Source organism: Pseudoalteromonas sp. S3776, assembly GCF_005886915.1.
Lineage (GTDB): Bacteria > Pseudomonadota > Gammaproteobacteria > Enterobacterales > Alteromonadaceae > Pseudoalteromonas.
The window spans coordinates 92,067-111,426 of record NZ_PNCU01000038.1; the positions used below are offsets into that span (position 1 = coordinate 92,067).

General features: G+C 40.3%; 13 protein-coding genes. 3 read left to right on the forward strand and 10 right to left on the reverse strand.

What is annotated here, in order from left to right:
* Nucleotides 1-33: 33 nt before the first annotated feature.
* Together purU and CWC16_RS14660 are read right to left on the reverse strand one after the other, a co-directional pair.
* Entirely contained in the window at nucleotides 34-864 is an 831-nt protein-coding gene (purU, locus tag CWC16_RS14655) for a formyltetrahydrofolate deformylase (protein WP_138542051.1), read from the reverse strand.
* A 294-nt stretch (nucleotides 865-1,158) separates the two neighbouring features.
* Entirely contained in the window at nucleotides 1,159-3,045 is a 1,887-nt protein-coding gene (locus tag CWC16_RS14660; protein WP_138542052.1) for a hypothetical protein, read from the reverse strand.
* A 247-nt stretch (nucleotides 3,046-3,292) separates the two neighbouring features.
* Here CWC16_RS14660 and CWC16_RS14665 point away from each other — a divergent pair, with 247 nt between their 5' ends.
* The 3 genes from CWC16_RS14665 to CWC16_RS14675 all read left to right on the forward strand — a co-directional run bounded on the left by CWC16_RS14665 (nucleotide 3,293) and on the right by CWC16_RS14675 (nucleotide 6,815).
* Nucleotides 3,293-4,270, forward strand: coding sequence for a DNA topoisomerase IB (locus CWC16_RS14665; protein WP_138542053.1), 978 nt, complete (start codon nucleotides 3,293-3,295; stop codon nucleotides 4,268-4,270).
* A gap of 211 nt (nucleotides 4,271-4,481) precedes the next feature.
* On the forward strand, nucleotides 4,482-5,798 hold the full coding sequence (locus tag CWC16_RS14670) for a L,D-transpeptidase family protein (RefSeq protein WP_138542054.1): 1,317 nt from the start codon (nucleotides 4,482-4,484) through the stop codon (nucleotides 5,796-5,798).
* 15 nt (nucleotides 5,799-5,813) lie between these two features.
* A complete protein-coding gene (locus CWC16_RS14675) occupies nucleotides 5,814-6,815 on the forward strand; it encodes a D-Ala-D-Ala carboxypeptidase family metallohydrolase (protein ID WP_138542055.1) in 1,002 nt (333 codons plus the stop codon).
* A 105-nt stretch (nucleotides 6,816-6,920) separates the two neighbouring features.
* Here the strand turns inward: CWC16_RS14675 and CWC16_RS14680 are convergent, their stop codons facing one another.
* The 8 genes from CWC16_RS14680 to CWC16_RS14715 all read right to left on the reverse strand — a co-directional run bounded on the left by CWC16_RS14680 (nucleotide 6,921) and on the right by CWC16_RS14715 (nucleotide 18,969).
* Entirely contained in the window at nucleotides 6,921-7,229 is a 309-nt protein-coding gene (locus tag CWC16_RS14680) for a hypothetical protein (protein ID WP_138542056.1), read from the reverse strand.
* 84 nt (nucleotides 7,230-7,313) lie between these two features.
* Nucleotides 7,314-8,678 carry an exopolysaccharide Pel transporter PelG gene (gene pelG / locus CWC16_RS14685; RefSeq protein WP_138542057.1) on the reverse strand — a complete coding sequence of 455 codons (1,365 nt, stop codon included), beginning with the start codon at nucleotides 8,676-8,678 and terminating at the stop codon, nucleotides 7,314-7,316.
* On the reverse strand, nucleotides 8,666-10,183 hold the full coding sequence (gene pelF / locus CWC16_RS14690) for a GT4 family glycosyltransferase PelF (protein WP_138542058.1): 1,518 nt from the start codon (nucleotides 10,181-10,183) through the stop codon (nucleotides 8,666-8,668). Before pelF ends, pelG begins: the two co-directional genes overlap by 13 nt.
* Nucleotides 10,176-11,159 carry a HEAT repeat domain-containing protein gene (locus CWC16_RS14695; protein WP_138542059.1) on the reverse strand — a complete coding sequence of 328 codons (984 nt, stop codon included), beginning with the start codon at nucleotides 11,157-11,159 and terminating at the stop codon, nucleotides 10,176-10,178. The genes pelF and CWC16_RS14695 overlap by 8 nt, the downstream gene beginning before the upstream one ends.
* A complete protein-coding gene (locus CWC16_RS14700) occupies nucleotides 11,152-12,447 on the reverse strand; it encodes a PelD GGDEF domain-containing protein (RefSeq protein ID WP_138542060.1) in 1,296 nt (431 codons plus the stop codon). Before CWC16_RS14700 ends, CWC16_RS14695 begins: the two co-directional genes overlap by 8 nt.
* On the reverse strand, nucleotides 12,444-12,959 hold the full coding sequence (locus tag CWC16_RS14705; protein WP_055015381.1) for a hypothetical protein: 516 nt from the start codon (nucleotides 12,957-12,959) through the stop codon (nucleotides 12,444-12,446). Before CWC16_RS14705 ends, CWC16_RS14700 begins: the two co-directional genes overlap by 4 nt.
* A gap of 14 nt (nucleotides 12,960-12,973) precedes the next feature.
* On the reverse strand, nucleotides 12,974-16,261 hold the full coding sequence (locus tag CWC16_RS14710) for a tetratricopeptide repeat protein (RefSeq protein ID WP_138542088.1): 3,288 nt from the start codon (nucleotides 16,259-16,261) through the stop codon (nucleotides 12,974-12,976).
* Nucleotides 16,261-18,969, reverse strand: coding sequence for a bifunctional glycoside hydrolase/polysaccharide deacetylase family protein (locus CWC16_RS14715; RefSeq protein ID WP_138542061.1), 2,709 nt, complete (start codon nucleotides 18,967-18,969; stop codon nucleotides 16,261-16,263). The genes CWC16_RS14710 and CWC16_RS14715 overlap by 1 nt, the downstream gene beginning before the upstream one ends.
* Nucleotides 18,970-19,360 lie beyond the last annotated feature (391 nt).

Sequence of the window (19,360 nt, forward strand, 5' to 3'; positions counted from 1 at the left end):
TGTTGCTGGCTTTTTAATATGTGCAAAAGTATTTTAGCTAAATACCACGGTTTTATTACCGTTAATAAATAGCTTGTGTTCAGAGGCAAGCTGAAGCGCTTTGCTAAATACAGTCTTTTCTACGTCTTTACCCATTTTAGCCATTATTTCAGCGGTGTTAGCGTGCGTTACGCTAGTGACGTCTTGTAAAATAATAGGGCCCTCATCTAGCTCATTATTTACAAAGTGGGCTGTGGCACCAATAATTTTTACGCCGCGCTCAAATGCTTGATGATACGGTTTAGCGCCAATAAAGGCTGGTAAAAATGAGTGGTGAATATTAATAATTTTGTTCTCAAACCGGCCCACAAATTCTGGGCTTAGTATGCGCATGTATTTTGCCAAGCCAATAATGTCTGGGTTATAAGAGGCAATTAAATCACCTACTTTTTTATCATGCTCTGCACGGCTTAGGCCTACGTGTGAGACAACATGAAAAGGCACATTAAAGCCTTTTGCTAGTGGTTCTAAATCTGGGTAATTGGCGATTACAGCCAATACTTCAATATTTAACGCTTGCTCAAATTGCTTGAGTAGTACAGTTCCTAAACAATGCGCTTCTTTTGTTGCAAGCAGCACCACTTTAGTTTTTGTATCATCATGCAGAGCAAGTTGTGCACCCTCAGGTAATAATGCGCGTAATTGCGATAAAAAGTCGTTTTGTGGTTCGCCCGTTAGCTCAGTGCGCATAAAAAAACGTTTGGCGTCTTTATCTACAAACTCGTTATTACGTGTAATATTTAAATTGTGCACGTGGCAAAGCCCAGTAATTTTGGCAATTAGGCCTACATCATCGTCACATTGGGTGGTTAGTATATAGCTCATTTTCCTCATTCTTACCCAGATTATAATTGCTTCATTATTTGGTTTTTAGCGCATAAAGCAAGGAGTTTATGCGTAAATTTAGAATTAATTAGTCAAATAGGTATAAATGATTCAATAAAGTGAAGAACAATTAAAAATAAGTTAACAGCGTGGCACATACACACCCAATTTTTAACAAGGTGGTGTTTACAAGAAGGGTTAAACAGTTAGTAGGTGGTGCGCGGTTTGTAACCTTGTTGGTTAGGCTACAAACCGCGAGGCCAGTTAGCGTTTACAAATATAACAAAGCGATTGTTAAGTTTTGGGCTCTGGCGTTGAGTTTTCTTCTTGCCTTAAGTAGCCTGCAGCCTCTTCATCCTCTTTCGTTATAGCTTGCTGAGTAGGGATTGCACGGGTCTGTTGGTTTAGTTGATGTATTTGTGATGCATTACCTAAATCGCGTTCACTGGTAATTGAAGCGATTGATTCGCGGTCTTTTAGAAAGGCTATCACATCATTTTTAATCGCTTGTAATTGACCTTCGTCTTTATGCATTTCCATAATATGGCGAGGGTGCTCAAGGTTTTTCATGCCAGTAGCTGCAAATGTGCTCGAAATAACACGAGAGACAATGACCCAAGGCGTTATACTGCTACGCACTAAGGTGTTTTCAGAGCGAGTGCTATCGTGAATACCGGTTCCTGTTGAAATTTTTGACTCAGTAAATGTGCCTTCGCATTTGAAGTAAACTAGTAATGATTCAAACTGCATTTCAGCAAAAAATAAGTGTGCGCAGTTAGCCAGTAAGCGCGCAAAAGCTTTAATAATCACTGCTATTATTAAAATATGAACACTGCTCATTACTAAGCTACTAAACTGTGTAACATTTAGATTATTAAACGCTTGTTGTAGATTTTTAATGTTAGCGCTATCTATATAGTAATAAATATCTATTAATGAATAGGCTAACAATACCGTTAATGCTAACGCCACAATATAAAGTAAATTAGCACTTATGAGTGAAACTAATCTTGCGAGGGTAAAGTTTTTTCCAAGCTCCACAGTGTGAAGTTTAGGTTGTACCTCTTGAATCATTTCGCCTCTAAAACCGCCTTTGCCTTCAATTTGCTCTTGCAGTTTTGGGTCTAACTCGCGGTAAACTCTATTTGGCACTTCTTTGTAGCGCCTATTTGCCATAACAAGGTTATCAAGGTTTATAAATACTTCATCAGGGTGAACAGACTCTTGCCAGTTTTCACGTAATTCTGATACTTCTGCGCTAGGGGTTACAGTATTTAAGCGTGCTTTAACCATTGTAAATACAAGTGTGCAGCTTAACGTTGCTAATATAATAATAGCAATCAGGTACAAGCCAGCATGTAAGTTTGGCAGCTGCGTCAGCCATGTGTCTATTTCTTGTTTGCTGATATGCTGCTCTTGCATCAACCACGACATAGACAGACCAATAACAATAGGCAAAATAAACGACAACGAAATAATTTTAGCTAATGTCCCGCCTCCCAGCGCTTCAATGTTTCTTTCAGCATTGCGAGAAATCGGCTTGCTACTCGAACGCCAAGAAAAAAGCACATAAAACATCAAAATAGCACTGTAAACCGGAAAGGCTAATTCGCCGGCTTCACCAGTAAAGCCCGACAACGAAACAAAGGCAACAAGCCCATAAGCAACGAGTGCAACAAGCGTACTCACCCACGAGCCAAATAACCGCTGGGCGACATTGCGTATAGGATAAGGTAAAAATAATAGCTTGGGGATTAAGCTGTGTAACAAACGAGATAAAAAGCCATTTGGTTCTTTAAAAGTACTGTTTTTACGACCAACCAGCATTTCTTCAAGCGATTGAGCATTATAGGCAACCTCATTTTTTTCTTCCTGCGCTGTAGAGCTTTCTGACTTACTAAAGTTGTACGCAAGCGAAGTGGGGTGATTCCTACCAACAAAGTATTTTAAGGTAGCATAAATACCCGTTGATAAAGAGCGAATACCCAGTGCTAAAATGAACATGCCAAACAGCATTAAAACCCAACCTGCGGTGGTATCTTCTTTCACCGAGCTTGCAGCTATAACAAGTAAACTGATGCCTGTAATTGACTCAACAAGACCTCTTGCTGCAGTTACTTTACCCTCTAGTTTAAAGGGGTTTTTTAATCCTAGATCAATAGAACCATAATCAAATGCCATTGTATGCTCCTTTTAAACAGCACATTTTTGAACGGGAGGTTATTATTATTTGCGTGTATTTTGACCAGGTTTAAGCATGGCTAAACTGAGCCACAAGGTGCTGTTTATATGCTGAACCAGGTAATTAAACGCGAGCTTTTTTATATTATTATTGAATTTTTGATTATATATCAATTACGTTGTTCAGTTTAAGGTTATTTTACAGTGATACATTTGTTAAAAATGGTTAAAGTTGCTTGGAGCGCAAATGAAACTGATTTACGTAGATGATAATTTACCCGGTATAACTCGTAAGCGCAAAAACAAAACGTGGCTGTACTTTGACCCTATAGGCAAGCAAATTAACGAGCAAAAAGTGATTGATCGTTTAAATGCGTTAGCGTTTCCGCCCGCTTATAAAAATGTCTGGTTTTGCCCTGAAGAAAATGGCCATATTTTAGCTACCGGGTTTGATAGTAAAGGTCGCAAGCAGTATCGTTATCACCCTGAGTTTAGAGCCCAGCAGGAGGCTAAAAAATATCAATCGTGCGGTATATTTGGCAACAAGCTCCCTCTTTTACGTGCCCGTTTAGAAAACGATTTACAAGGAGATGAGCTCAGTGTAGAGCGAACCCTGGCTGCGGTAGTTAGACTTATGGACCTAGGCGCTTTGAGAGTTGGGAATGAGCGAAATGTAAAGCAGAACAAAAGCTTTGGCGCCACCACATTGCGTACACGCCATGCCAAGCTGACGGGTAAAAATATACAGCTACGGTATCGGGCTAAATCGGGCAAAGAGCGCGAGGTAAACATAACCGACAGAGTGCTTAGTCATGTAATTAAAGATCTTCAAGATTTACCCGGTCAGCATTTGTTTCAATATATAAGCGATGGAGAGCGCACAAACGTAACCTCTAGTGAAATTAACCAGTATATTCAACAAATAATGGGCGAGGACTTTAGCGCTAAGCACTTTAGAACCTGGCGAGCCAGTGTTATTGCCTTTAAGCAACTTGTAAAAGCAAAAGGCGCACTTAGTTTAAAAAGTATGCTCGAGAGCGTGTCTGAACAGCTAGGTAACACGCCAGCTATCGCCCGTAAATCGTATGTTCATCCTGATTTAATTGCCTTGTGTAGAGAGGATGAGCAAACCCAAACTGCGTGGCGAGAGTCATTATCTTTACCACGAAAAACAAAATATTTAAGCCGCTATGAACGTGGTTTTTTAGCCTTTTTAAAGGATTAATTGCTGTGGCAACTTTACACACTACAGCAAATTAATTACACAATGCGATACACTAAACCTGCTTGTATTAAAAATGGAATTTATTAAAACTTATTTAATATCAATTAATTAAAGTTATATTTAAGTTTGGCACTGGCGTTGCACCTTCTTGTTACTGATTAGCAGTAAGTACAAAAGCATTTATCAACGATATTTAGCGAGGAGGTACACAATGAAGGGGTTATTTTCAAACCAGGTGTCTAAAAAGGTAAAAAGCATCACATTAAGCACTGCTTTTATAGGGGGAGCTTGCATAAGCTCTTTACCTGCTTTGGCCGCCTCAGAGCTTGAAAGTACTGCATTAGCAGGCTCTTCATTAATCACCTATAGCTCGCAGCAGCACCTTAAAAGCAACCAAGACTACTACTTTGATCAAAATGCAGCACAGCTAATAGAACGTACTGAAAAAGCAATCAACTGGTATAAAGAAATTGTCAGTAATGGTGGTTTTATTCCGCTGCAAATAAGTGAACTGCTTGAATTAGGCAGCACAGGTAAAGAGGTAAACTTGCTTGCAGAGCGTTTATACCAGGAGCGTGATTTAAAAAATAATGCATGTACCGATGCGGAGTGTACTTTTGATCAACAAATTGAACAGGCCGTAAAGCAATTTCAGCGCCGCCATGGCTTAAAGGTTGATGGGCGCGTTGGCAAACGCACTGTTGCTAAATTAAATGTACCTGCAAAGGTGAAGCTAAATAAGTTAAAGCTAAATTTTTATCGTATTACTAACTTTGCCGGCTCAAGCGATGAACAATATGTTTATGTAAACATACCTGAGTACACATTACGTTATGTAAAAGCGGGCGAGGTAAAACTACAAAATAACGTCATCGTCGGCAAACCAAGTTGGAAAACACCAGCCTTTAGTGACGAAATCGAAAAGTTTGTTGTAAATCCCGAGTGGCGTATACCTACCTCTATTGCAACCAAAGAAATAGCGCCAAAGGTGGCAAAAGATCCTCACTACCTTGCTAAAAATGACATTGAAGTTAGAAAAAATAGCTACCTAGACTCTAAAACAGTAAACCCCAGTAATATCGATTGGCAGGCTATTAAACCCTATCAGTTTGATCATTTTTTAGTTAAGCGTGCAGGGGATGAAAACCCACTTGGCGAAGTGAAGTATTTGTTTCCAAATCCTGAAGCCATTTATGTTCACGATACCCCAGCAAAGCAACGCTTTGGGCAAACACAGCGCGCGTTATCGCATGGCTGTATTCGAGTCGAAAAGCCATTTTCTTTAGCGCGTGAAATAATCAAGCACCAAGGTGAAACTCACACCTTAAAACAAATGGATGAAGCTAGGGTAAACGACACTACGCAAACGTTTCATTTAGATGAGCCGTTACCTATTCATTTAGTGTATTGGACGGCCTGGGTTGATGAGGACATGCTCATTAATTTTAGAGATGATATTTATCAGCACGACACAAAAGCATTACTTAATGACGAAGAGCAATCAGTTATTGCTGCATTAATAAAATAGATTATGAGGGGATTTATGCCGTTTATTCCATGTATTTTAGGGTGTGTACTAGCACTTTGCGTAAGCCTAGGTGGTTATGCTGCAGAGCCTGTGAAAAAAGCGCACCCAAGCGTTAATATTCAAAATAAATCAAATTTTGAAGATGCAGAATTTAGCCTAAAAATTAACGACATAGTAATGCCTTATTCGGTGTTTTCTGTTTTTGTGATGCCTAATGAAGCGGTTGAATTTGAAGTACTTTACGCACAATCAAAACGCAGCTATTCGTTTATTAATGAGGACAGCAACGCCACCTTAACTGATACAAATCGGTGGCAGTGGCGGGCACCTAAAAAGCCAGGTTTAACACAGGTCATTATTGAATCCCCCGACAAAAAGCAGCGCATGACAATTAATGTGTTTGTAAAAGTGCCTGCAGGTGAAGTACAAGGTGGAAAGCTTAAATATTACCATATTGGCCATTACCCAAAACCTTCGCAAATTAAAGACAGTGAGCATTACATAGTACCCGATGGCTTTGTAAAGGTGACACCTGAGAACGAAAATACAAAAATATCACCGCATTTTTCTCTTAAAGAATTTGTGAGTAAGCAACGAAGTAAACACCCTAAATACTTATTTTTACAAAACAAGTTGTTACTTAAACTTGAAAAAATACGCAAAGAGCTGATTTTAGAAAACATACCAGTTAAAAATATGGTGGTAATGAGCGGTTACCGCACCCCTTATTACAACAAAGCCATTGGTAACGTAAAGCTTAGCCGCCATGTATTTGGCGACGCTGCCGATATATTTATTGATAACGATGGCGACTACCGTATGGATGACATAAACAACGACGGTAAGCACTCTATTGGCGATGCACAAGCGATGGCTGGTATAGTGGAGTCGCTTGCTAAGCGAGAATCATTTAAAGGTTTACTAGGTGGATTAGGTATTTATGGGCCTAAGCCGCACAGAGGCGCATTTATACATGTTGATACACGCGGTTTTAAAGCACGTTGGGTGAGTAAGTAACCACATAGCTTTTTTGTGTTGGTAAAAAATGATGCGAGTAAAAAGCCAAATTTTTTTCCACGTTAAATTTGGCTAGTGTTGCTCTTAACTTAAAATATTGATCACTTATATGTGATCAATATTTTCTCGCTCTGCTATAAGTTTAATAACTCGCTTCTCTTTCATCATAGCACTACTTTCTTCAAGTAATACATCGCTAAAGGTTGGGTCAAGTATTTTAGGCTTGTTGAAGTTGCGTAGCATAGAGACAACCCAAGTAGATGATGTATCACGATAATTTTCTGAAGCTTTTATCTCCAAATTTTTTAAAAGCTTATAAACTTCAATTGCACGCTCCGGATACGTGTAATCATCAACTGCTATCCAAGCTTCACGCAACTCTTGAAGTGAATAATTTAAATAATTAATTTCCATAATATATTCCATTAAATATAGAGAAACTCAGTACGTTTTCAGTCACGTAAAAGAAGACGACTTTTATACCGCTTTTATAATATATTATTGCAGCATAAAAGTTTCGTATTCAAGCTCTTCAAATTGTTTTGATAGCCAATACAGGCCAACGACCGAAGTAATTATAGTCGAGAGAGCAAAACCGTAACCATAAAACTGTGGCCCTAATGCAATTGAGGCAATCGTAAATACAATATTGATAAACAAAAACAGCCCAGATAAAAATAATACGGTGGCACGCTTATCTAGATAAAATAAAATATTTAAAATAGATAAAAATATTACCTGAACACCTACACCCACCACATCAATAAACAACAGTGTTTTGTAGTTAGGGTCTATACCAATAAAGCTCAGTATTTGTTCGCCCCACAGTAATAAGCACGCAACGGTTATACCTTGGATTTTAAATATATCGTAAAGGCCGCCTTGCGCTGTTTGCACCATTTTATCTTTTAGGTAAAAAATTTCTTCAAGTGATGAGCCATCTCTAATGGCGGTATAAAAACGGTCGTACTGTTCTACAAAGTCGGTTTCCATTCTGACTAAAAATACCGCCATGCCTGGAATAATGGTTAAATAGGCTAAGAATATAGGCAAGTCGTAAATAGGGCTTGCTCTTAATGTGCCAATAATTTGAATAGAGGTAGCGGGGGTGTACCAAAAAATAATTTTATCGGCCCACACGCCTACATTGTAAAAGAGCCCACAAAAAAAGAGGCTGTAATACACTTTTTTATTGTTTAAAAAATCAAAACTAATGAGTTTACCGCCAGGGTAGCGGCGAATAATCATAAACAAAAAGCTAAAAAACAGTAGCGCTTCACCGGCAAAAAACGCAAAAAACAACCCGTCTATTTGCCAGTCGCGCAGTAAAAATGCCAGTAACACCATAAAGCTGTAACCGCTTAACATGGTCACTAAAATAAGCCGGTATTCTTTCATTCCTGATAAAAATATAGCGCCAAGCCATTGGTTACATAAGCTTACAAATGCCCCCAATATGATTATTTTAGTGACTACGGGCAGCGGTAGTATTGGCCAAACGGCTAAACCAATAAGCAAGGCCGCAACTGTTGTTACTAGTTGTGCCCCCAGTAAGTTAGGCAGTACTTGCTCATCCTTTTTTTGAAAAAACAGATCGGCAACAAAGCGTGTTAATAACAGCTGTAGTCCGCCAGTTAATATAAGAGACGCTGCCATCATGTAGGTAATAAGCGTTAAAAATTGAACAATTAATACTTTAGGCAGCACGACACCTAAGCTTAAAATACCAATGAGCATGAGCGCTATAATAGAAAGTAGCCAAGGCCCCGAGCCTATTAATCCTGCGTAACCGTAGGCTTCAAAAACAGAAAGTAGGGTATTTTTTTTGAGAATTTTACGTATCTCAAAACCTATTCCGGCCATGCGATTGTATCCTTGTAAAGTTTATCGTAACGGGCAAACATGTGGCTCTCGTCGTAGTATGTTTTAACTCGTTTTAGGCCGCTTTGTTGGTACTGATACCATGTTTGCTCGTTTTGTAATATCGTGTTTATTTGCTGTGCGGTCTCGCTAGGTGAAGCAATAGACACTACTTCGCCAGCCTTACCAAGCGCCTTGTCTTCTTCGCTACCTCCTTCTATTATTTCTCGGCACGATCCTACGTCACTTGCAAGCACAGGTACGCCTGCTGCCATTGCTTCAAGCAATACCAGAGGCTGCGCTTCAGAAATTGAAGTCAACGCCACAAGGCCTAATTTTGGGAGTATTTCGGCAATGTTTTGCATGCCGGTAAACGTAATGTTATTGCTTAAATCTAGGCTGCTTACTAGTAACTGACACTCTTTGTAATACTGTGGGTCTTCCTCAAAAGGGCCTATGATCCAGCCTTCTATGTCTGGCAGGTCGGCTTGGACCTCTTTGATGGCACGGATAAAGGTTTTAATATCTTTAATTGGCACTACACGGCCAATTAACCCTACCACCCTCGGGACCGATTTAGGTCTTGCGTTAAGTGCATCAACAAAGCGTTTTGTTTTTATACCATTAGGGACTACAGAGGCTTTGCTTTCACTGGCGCCATCTTTAATTTGTCGTTGTCTGTTACCCTCATACAGAGAAATGATTTTGTCTGCCTGATGATAAGTAGTGCGGCCAATTTGCTCAAAAAAACTGATCCACATTCGGCGAATAAAGCCCATTTCAGTATTTAGGTTTTTACCGAGACTTTGCTCAGACTCTTTTATCCAGCTAGCTTGTATTAAATCTATTTTACGTTCTTTAGTGTAAATACCGTGCTCGGTAAGCAAAAATGGCGTGTTGTGTATAACGCTTGCACCTGCGCCTAATATACCCGCATAACCTGTCGAAATAGAATGAATCAGTTTTACATCGGGGAGGGAGCGGGCTATTTCGGCTATTTTAAACAGTGGTTTATATAAATTTCTGTACGACCAAAAAAAGTCGATAAATGAGGATTCATCGCAATAGGTTAAATAATAGTTTGCCAGCACTTGCCACGACGATTCGCTATATAAAAAATCTGCTTCGTTTATGCCACTTTTTTTAGCTAGGTTTTCAAAGGCAAACTTGACTAATTCTGTGGGGATAGGATCTTTACAGTCTCGAAAATAGCTTTGCAGTTGCTGCCAAAAATCGAACAGCTCTTTTTTATATTTAACGCCATGTTTAGCGCTTATTTTTGCATTATGGGGCGTAACTAAATAATGTTCGTGCAGTTTTGTCACATTACTTGGTAACGTGTATTGAATATCACCGTAGTGTTCAGGTGCGCCACCAACAAACACAAGTTCAAAGTTATAATGGGGTAGGCCTTCTATTATCTGGTGCACCCAGCTCGATACGCCGCCCCTGACATAGGGGTAAGTGCCTTCAAGTAAGAGTAGAATGTCAGCTTTTTTTTCACTCATGCCAATACTCCTGTAAATGGCGTAACTCAGAACCCTTGGGCTGTAGCGCTAATTCTTCTAGATAGCGCTGACAGTCAGTGTAATTATGTAATCCAAAGGCAACTTCGGCTTTATAAGGCAATACGTGGCGTCTGGCCATGCCCAATTTAGTGGCTAGATTTAAGTTTTGTTGCGCATCATTTAACTTACCCAGCGCTAGCTGAATACGGCCTAAAAACACATAGCTTGCTGGTTGAGGATCAAACTCTATACTTGTTAAAGTCAGTGTTTCTGCTTTCTCTAGTACGTATTTTTTTAGTGCGCCTTGTGCTAACCCTAAGTAACTAAGCTCCCAATAAAGCTCTGCTTGTTGGCGTTGCAGATTGCTTAATTTGGGTTGCTGAGTAGTATTGGCTATGTCTTGCTGGCACTGGCTTATTTTTTCGTTCAGTTTTGTTTCTTTGCTATCTAAAGTTGAATAGGCAAGTAAACGAATATCATCTTCTAAGTCTTTTAAGGCCAGTTTGAGAATAGGAATAGCCTGGGCATCGCTCATGTGCCGTGCAGCCATTACTGCACTTAGGCGTTTATTGGGCTCACTGGCGTGTTTTAAAATAGCTTTTAATCCACCCATTGAGTAAATAGGCGTTGCTGAAACACTTCTTGCTTCAAAAGGCAGTGCAGGAACCTTGTGCTCTACAATATCAATGTCGCTGTTTTTAAGCGGTTTACTAAGGGCAAAAGTAATGGCAAATACCACCCCTAAAATACCAAACACTGGCAAGGTAAACAGCAGCAAAAATAACAGCGCTGAGCCACTTTTTAAGGTGGTTTTATATTTGTTAGGCATAAAAGCATGACTAACAAAGGTAAAGCACAGGCTAGCAATGCCATGCAATAAAACAATCAATAGCCAGTTAGGCGCATCTAAAATATGCGCAAAAGCAAAGTATTCACATAAACAACCAATAAAAGCGGCAACAATAATTTTAATCATGAGGTGCAACTAGCTTAGCGATGTGTTCGCTACTTATTGGTAAGGCCACTTGTTCTTCTATTTTAATATGCAGTTGCTCAATGGTTTTGCCAAAGTGTTCAATACACCATGTGTTAATACGCGATATAAATCCGCTTTTATCCAGTTCATTTGCCATTGGCATAAGCAATAACAGAGTGTAGTTCTCACTGTCGTAAAGGTAAATATCTAGTCCCCGACGAGCCTCACTTAAATACTCTAACAACTGACGCGACTCATCACTTATTTGCACTGCTTTTAGTTTAAGCAGTTGCGAGGGAATGTTATAGCGTTTAGCTTCTTTGTTTGCTCTGCGTAGCTGTCTTACAAAATAAGGTGTTTCTTCTGGGGTCATTACCGGGTTGGTTATTTCATGGCGAAGTAAATCACCGATATTACCGGCCATAACCGCAAGCAAGGTGAGAGTGGTGTTTTTGAGCGCAAAAAATTGAATGTTTTGTACTAAAATAACCCCATAAATGGTGTTATTAATATCAACCAGTGGGATAGCAATGTGGTATTGGCTAAACGTATTTTTAATCTCTTTTACCGAAACCAATTCGCGCTCTTCAAACATAGCTTTTATAAGTGGGTCGTCCAGCTTTAGCTCCCCCATAGCACCTATACTTGCTAAGGGCGGCTCTATTATGGCGTTGTTTTCTACTTTATAAAGTGCGGCTTTTTCGAGTGAGCCATACTCAACAAATAAGTTTAAAATGCTTGTTGCTGCACTGTCTAAGCGTCTTTGTGTTAGTTGCCCGATAACGGAGCGAACCGCTTGAAGTGATTCGCGAAGGCTAAGAGTATGACCTGCTAGCATTTGCTCAATCCGGTCATGGGATGAGTTTATTAAATGATATTGGCGGGTAAAGGTCTCTAATCGGTTAGTGACATATTCAAGTTCAATACTTTGCTGTTGATTGGTGCGCTCCCATACATCTCTGAATTCGCCAGCAATCATAATAACAATTAAATAACCAATCATAGCGTTGATATTAAACTCGTTAGGTTGCGCTAATACCTGGCTTTCACTTAACAATAACTGCCCAGCTAATAAACATAATATGCTTATAAAGCCTTTTGAAAAACCATAGCGCAAAGCCACTAACAGCGGCCCAAGGACTGGCCACGAAAACCCATTTTCCGTCCAAAAGGGGTCTTCGGCGTTAAATATAACCGGCAGTACAATTGCAAGCGTGGTAAATATAATTACCTCAGCCCAAATTTGTAGCTCAGGAACCTCTCTTGGTCGAAAAAAATGTGTTTTCACTCACTAACCTCAATGTACGAAATTAAATCGGCAATAACATCTTGTGCTGTGGCAGCAATACTATCGCGTCCCCAGCCACTTTTGGCGATAGTACCGGTCCAAAGTGGTGTTGTTTGACCTGTAGCCGTTAAGCTGAGTGTTAGTGCTACTACAGGCTCACCATCGAGGCCTGCTTTATAACGCCATTCTTCAATGCTGCCTGATAATACATAGTCTGTTTGCTGCGTGTTTAGCCACTGCATAGCGTTATCAAGGCGGTATTGGTCGTCAAGCGGCGGAAGCTCCTTGTTATTATTTCGCGGTGCACGTAATAACTTTGGTAGCTTATTTTGCTGCCAAATACTGGCCAGTATATCTTCTGCACGTTCACCAGCTAATGGAGTTTGCGCATGATTTACCAAAGGCAGTAACGCCACGGTAGTTGATGGTCCCAGCTCTACATCATCAGCCACACGGCTGGTGGTACATGCGCTGAGCACTAATACCAAACACGGTATGATTAAACGAAACATATTCTCTCCTAACATTAAAAATGTACGTAATAGCCTAATTGTAATTGTGTATCTGAGTTGCCCACTTTATTACTACTTTGATAACCCAGTTGTAATTTAAATAAGTCATCCCCTAGCACAGACCAGCCTGCTCCACTTGATACTGACACATCAAGGGTATCATTTAACGTTTGATAACCCGTACTGATGTCAAATAACCATGAGGGACTTTCGCCTAAGTATGGCGGAGCTAAGTTTGTGTTTGACGAAAGCGAGGTACCCAGAGCAAAGCGCCTAAATGGTTGTATATCAATAAGTTGCGGTCGTGCTCTTTGGTCTACACCTAAAGGGGCGAGTGTGCGCTCAAAGTCTTGCCATTGCGCACTAAAATAGGTATTCCAAATAGGGCGGTCTTTTAAAATAGTGTATTGATAGCGGGCGTTGTATTCTTGGCCTTTTACAAGCGTTGAGCTATCGCTGCGGCGTTTAAACGCCATTGCGGCTGCCGAGAGCTGCACGTTTTGGCGCCCATCAATGGCGTAATTAATATAAGCCGTGGTTTTATTTAATTTAGCAAAGCTAAGCAAGGTTTCTGACTGGCGGTTTTCAACATTGTGCTCAAGTTTTAAACCTACCTGAGTACGTGAATCCCATTGGTAACGCGTATCTAGACTCAGGCCTTGGCGGCTCATTAATTTGCCCTGATGCGAGTCTACTTTTGCATCAAAGTACCAGCGGCCCCACGTCATCTTATCTTCAATGGCAAACAGCAACCCGTTGTTATTTAGATTTTGCTGATTACTAATACTTAGTTTCCATTGCCCTTTAGCATACGGAAAATAAACATTTACATCGTACTGGCTAGTGTTTAAACCCGCCTCGGGCGATAGATTAATCTCTAATGCTCTAAAGTAGCTGGTGCGGGCATTACGTAATAAAGACGTTTCGGCTAGTGTTGGCTCTTGTGTTAACTCCTCATACCAACGCTGCATAGTTGCATAAGGTTGCTTTAAATATAATAAAGCGCTGAGTTCATCTACTTTGCCTAACGTTTGTGTATTTACCAGCGCCTTCACTTTATTAAATTCGCCGTTGCTCATAGCTAATTGTAGCTTTTGCCATGGCTCAAGCTTTTGTGCAGCCCGTCTTGCTAACCACCAGTTAGCGGTTGTGTTGTTTATAGCCTCAGGCGCTATGTCATCTAAGCTACTAAATTGGCGTAAGTGGGGCACGGCCATAGCACCTGCCCACTGGATCATTAAACCGCGGTATGCGTATTTGTCTTTTGGTAAATGGTTTAATAAATAATGTTTAAGTTCGCTGGCGTTAGCGTAGTAGCCTAATTGGTTCATCACATCGGCTAAATTTACTAAAGTGGTTAAATCCCGAGGATTACTAACAGCTAACTGGCGCAGATAAAAGTAAGCACTATTAAAGGCTTTTTGATGAATAGATAAACTCGCCAATAATTGTGCCCAATCTCGGTTGGGCTCATTGCTTGAGTAGTTAGCTAAAATACGCTTAATCATAATGGTGTCGTGCATTTGTAATGCAAGCCAGCCTTGCGTGAGTACCACATCGGGATTGTATTCGCTTAGTTTTGCTGCACGGTTAAGTGTTGTGTACGCGTAGTTTAAGTCACTTTGGTTTTGGTACCAGTTTGATAAGATTAACCATGCTGGGTAAAGCGCTTTATTATAACGTTGTTTTTCAAGAGCCTGATGAGCACGAGTAACGTGTTCTTCATCGCCAATTTGCGTACTTAATAAGGTGATTTGAATTAATTGTCTATCGGTCAATGGCGCTTGCTGCCATAGGTAATTTAATAAACCTTGTGGGTTGTCGGCAAATTTTAACTGCTGATAATGCAGCATATCACCTACACTCAAGGGGGTAATGTTTTTTAATTGCTCTAAGGCGTACAACTCTTCTTGTTTATCGTTCACACGCATAGCCATATCAACACGTGCACTCCAAAACTCATCATCGTTACTGTGTGTTTTTTGCTTTAGAATGGTCAAAGCAGTTGTAAAGTCATCATTTAACCAATGTGCTCTTGCAAGCCAGAGTAAATCTTCTTCGTTTTTTGGCCCTGCGTAGTGAGGCCACAAGGCTCTTAATCCAGCTAAATTACCGGTATCGTGTAACACCTTGGCTTTCCAATATTGTGAAAGAGGTGTTTTTCCGTTTATTTGCTCATAGCGCTCAATATGATTAAGCTCTTGTTTTGCGTTACCAATAAATTCGTTGGTTTGCATCCAATTTGCAAATCCGTTGCCTTTAAGCTGTCGGTTTTGCGCTTTATATTCGTAAATGTCGTTAGCGTCTTGGTACAAGTAAAGAGCGTTGGCGTCATTAATACTATCGGTCAGCATAGCCACATCAACGGCTTTGTGAGCCATTAACCATTTAAATTCTTTAAGCGCTTGCTTTGGTTTGTTTTGCCAGCGCATAATTTTCCAGTTTAAAAGCCTAAGCGATTTATTGTTTGGGGTTTTACGTAATAACTTTGCGATTAATTGCTCAGCCCCTGGTGCATCGCCATTGGCAAGGCGTAAGTGCATGGCTTTGGTTAAATACTCGCTGTTATTAGGTTGTGCTTTTAGTAATATTTCAACTGCTTTCAAGGCGGCTACATCATCACCTGCTAGGCTTGCATAATATAATGTACGCTCAGAATTTGCGGTATCACCGTATTTTTTCCACCATCTGTAGGCTTGCTTTGGGTTGTTAGCGCCAAGCGCAGTTTCAATTGCTTTTTGAGCTACATCAGCATTTATATGGGTTTTATAAATGGCCAAGGCCTTGGCTGGCTCCCCAGCGCTTAACCAAAAATCAGCGGCTAGTAATGGCTGAGCGTATCGCTCATAGTATTGGGCTACGCTTGTATTAAGCCCTGTTGCTTTGGCTATTTCTAATAATTGTTCATCCCAATGTGTGAATGCCGACAATTTAAGAGTTAATTCTTCAAAACGGTCATCTTTTTTAGCACCGCTATCAACCCATAGTGCGTATAAAAGTTTAATTTCTAGCTCAGTTTTTTTATCACTTTTAGGAAGCTTTTTAAGCTCGCTAGTTGCTTGTGAATATTCATTTAAACCAATATGAATGGCTATTTTTTTTGCACGTAGTTTTTCATTGTAGGGGTCTGTAATTAACGCGGCATTTAAGTAGGTTTTTTCAAAGGTATAATCTTGCGATAATGAGTCGTCTTCAAAAAAGAGGGTGTGTGGGAACAGCGCGTAAAGAGAAAAGCAGCTTACGGCTAAAATAATTAAAATAGTTTTAACAGACACTAAGTGAGGGCGTTTTTTATTATTCATCATTGAGCCCTTGTTGCGCAGTTTAAATAGCCATAAAATTCGCCAGCAGGTAATGTAAACTGCGTTTTATTACCAAACGTTTTTCCACTGTAACGCTCACCCATATGAGAGATAAACTGACAGTTTTGGGCATTTCTTAGCTCAATTTTAGCTTCAATCCACGCTTTAAAGCTGACAGGGCCGTTTACCTGCCAATGACTAAACGCTACATTGGCAGAAAGCAAATAAGGTTGGTTATCGGGGGTTGTGTGATCAAAGTTGATTGTGGCTATTTCATCGCCCACGTGAATATAATTGCCTTTCGCCGTTACCCCTAAAATACCGTGGCTGTTAGTCATGTTAGGTACATCAAAAATAGCAGGCAAGCGTAGCGTTTTTATATATTTAGAGCTAAAGAGCCATTCGCCACGCGCATTTTTAGCAAGCGCAGAGAAATAAAAATCTTTGGCGATACGTGCATATTGGCTCAAATGCACAGGGGTGTTTTCTCTGGCTAATACGTAATCCACATTGTAATGCAGTGCGTCAAGCCCCGCCGGCACCTCGCCAGAGTAAAAATGAAAGTAAATTGTGTAAGGTTTTAACCTGTATGGCTTTTCGGTTATTTCAAATGTCTCTACTAAACGCTTAAAGCCATAGTAAGGGCCATGCCATAAGTTAGTGTAAACATTTTCGTTTAAGATAGGGGCGTATATTTGATACAGCAAATCTCGCTCAGGGCGGCCAATAGGCGAAATATGCGACAAGCTTGGGTTATCAGCATTTACGTCGGTATTTCCCCCATTTACGTTAATTACTCCCGCATTTCGTGCAAGCTCAAGCGCTTTAGGCCCTGGGGTCGCATCACCCGACCATAGCATCATTACGGTTTTTTTGTTTTTTGGTGCGAGTCGCTCATTAATGTAGTTTATTGAACCAGTTATTTCTTTGTTTAAGTCTATGGCATCATAGCCGGGAACATCTAAATGAAACCCGTAGTCGGTATCGTCTTTATCTATTTCTTTTCTGCCAGATAAGGCTGTCCAAAAATAGGGGTGGCTGTAGGTGTGTGATGCAACCTCAACATAGGGAAGCGCAAATATTTCTTTGGCTATTTTTTCAAGCTTTGGGCTGTCAGCGCTATGCAATCCATTAGGCTCAATATCAGCTTGAATAATTGAAGAGGTTAATGGCAGCTTATATTTTTTAATAAATTCATCACGGATTATTTCTGCAGCATAAGGCTTACCTGCAAAGTGCGCAATGCTCGTGAAACCGTCGCCATCAATATGCAGTGTCAGCATCCGCCGGCCACTTAATGTGGTGGTATCAGGGGCAAGTATTGGTGCAAGTCCCATCGCATCAGTTAATAAAGCAACTGGGTCTACAACCCAGTTGCTGCCCTCCATAGGTAATGTATCTATTAGCCAGGGGGCCGCAATGAGTGCACCGTACTTTGTTTTGCTTGCCTGAGTTAGCGTGGTGCCATCGTCAGCGTGTATTGATATTAATGATTGCGCGTTCGTAGTAAGTGTTAATAAATACGGTTTTACAATAGCGGGCGCGCTGGCCGCTTCACCCTTCAGCCAAGGTACCATCGTTGCAAGCTTATAAGGCCCATTTGAAGGAGTGTTAAGGGTTTCTACCCCTAAACTTTGTAATAATTTATTAGAAGGTGGAAGTTCGCCGAGAATAAGTTGTGGTACCACCCCCAAGTTACCTTCGAGCCACTCAATAACTTGAGCATCATAAAACTGATCGCTCGTTGTCCACGAGATAATGCCAGCATGGAGGCTGGTATCTACTTTAGGTAAAGGCGTATTTGCTACATCAATGTAATCGGGGATGTAGCCTAAATACTCAATCATTGTGGCAAGTTTTAAATGGACAGTGGTGTATATCAGTGGCTTTACATTACTGTTATACGGAATGAGTATACGCCTAGGCACAGGCTGGATGCTTGATGTCCCCCAAGTTTGAAGGTGTCCATCAGTAACCCAAGGTGCATAGCCTTGATCGCTAATTTGTTTTGCCATTGCAAGGCGAGCCTGCGGTTTTGCATAGTCAATAACCTGCACTTTAAAGCCAAGTTTTTGTGCTTTGTTAAGCTGTGCATTTAACCAGTTTTGATCATCCACAGTGGTGAGTTTGTAACTGTTATCGACTGGGTTAAAGTGGCTAAAGAGTCCTTCGGAAACTAAATCAGATGCGTAATTATTAAGCTTAGGCAATAACTCAAATCCTCTGTTGAGGATTAAGTGTTTGTTAAACGTACTCGACAAACCCTTAATTATATCAACAAGGCCCGCTTGTTGAGCTGCTTTATCGTAATCGGGTTTTAATAATTGGTAGCTGTCGAGTGTGTCTAAAAACAAACCGTTAAAGCCGCGTTGCTTTAATTGATTCGCTTGTTTTTGCAAATGTTGTTGCCAATGCTCAGCGGTTAAATCAGCAATGTGGCTATCCCAGTGTGGGTTTTGAGCTACTGAAGATTCATTTTCAGTATACGACTCTCCTACGCTTAGATAAGCATATACACTAATATCACGCTCTTTTAGCCAATTCAGTTCGTGTTTAGTGATATTTTGTGGTTGCACAACAACCCGTGAATAAAAGGTCATTTCAGCCAGTGGCATGGGGGATGAATAGTAAAAAGCAATACTCTTGCTGGCAGGTTGAGCGCACACGTTTAAACAAATTAACAACGTTAGATATAAGAAATACTTCATTATTTTTTAAAAACCACAGCCTAAGTTAACGTTGAACATTGTTCCGTTTTTTTGTATAAGTATTTATTATTAGAATTGTGATGATTATATGTTAAATAAAAATGCCTGGCTACCTTAATGTGAGGTGAAGACTGGCTCTATTGCTTAAGCGTTAACTAAATAAAAGGTAATAAAGACGCGTTACTGCACAATGTTTTCGATAAAAATTGCGACTAATGCCAAGTGATACTATATATCTAAAGCGCTGTAATCTAATTATAATGCGCCCACCTTGCCAGCCCTTGGCAAACCCCTATGGTATTTATAAATTGGTATAAATAGTGACATATTGAATGCTTACTTTATTACGTTGATTACGGCAAAGCAGACAGTGTCTGCGTGTATACCCTAT

Excerpts from the sequence above, each read along its gene's own strand:
- CWC16_RS14705 (WP_055015381.1), bottom strand. The coding sequence starts at position 12,959 with ATGTTTCGTTTAATCATACCGTGTTTGGTATTAGTGCTCAGCGCATGT.
- CWC16_RS14675 (WP_138542055.1), top strand. The coding sequence starts at position 5,814 with ATGCCGTTTATTCCATGTATTTTAGGGTGTGTACTAGCACTTTGCGTA.
- CWC16_RS14680 (WP_138542056.1), bottom strand. The coding sequence starts at position 7,229 with ATGGAAATTAATTATTTAAATTATTCACTTCAAGAGTTGCGTGAAGCT.
- CWC16_RS14695 (WP_138542059.1), bottom strand. The coding sequence starts at position 11,159 with ATGATTAAAATTATTGTTGCCGCTTTTATTGGTTGTTTATGTGAATAC.
- pelG (WP_138542057.1), bottom strand. The coding sequence starts at position 8,678 with ATGGCCGGAATAGGTTTTGAGATACGTAAAATTCTCAAAAAAAATACC.
- CWC16_RS14660 (WP_138542052.1), bottom strand. The coding sequence starts at position 3,045 with ATGGCATTTGATTATGGTTCTATTGATCTAGGATTAAAAAACCCCTTT.
- purU (WP_138542051.1), bottom strand. The coding sequence starts at position 864 with ATGAGCTATATACTAACCACCCAATGTGACGATGATGTAGGCCTAATT.
- CWC16_RS14715 (WP_138542061.1), bottom strand. The coding sequence starts at position 18,969 with ATGAAGTATTTCTTATATCTAACGTTGTTAATTTGTTTAAACGTGTGC.
- CWC16_RS14670 (WP_138542054.1), top strand. The coding sequence starts at position 4,482 with ATGAAGGGGTTATTTTCAAACCAGGTGTCTAAAAAGGTAAAAAGCATC.
- CWC16_RS14710 (WP_138542088.1), bottom strand. The coding sequence starts at position 16,261 with ATGAATAATAAAAAACGCCCTCACTTAGTGTCTGTTAAAACTATTTTA.
- pelF (WP_138542058.1), bottom strand. The coding sequence starts at position 10,183 with ATGAGTGAAAAAAAAGCTGACATTCTACTCTTACTTGAAGGCACTTAC.
- CWC16_RS14665 (WP_138542053.1), top strand. The coding sequence starts at position 3,293 with ATGAAACTGATTTACGTAGATGATAATTTACCCGGTATAACTCGTAAG.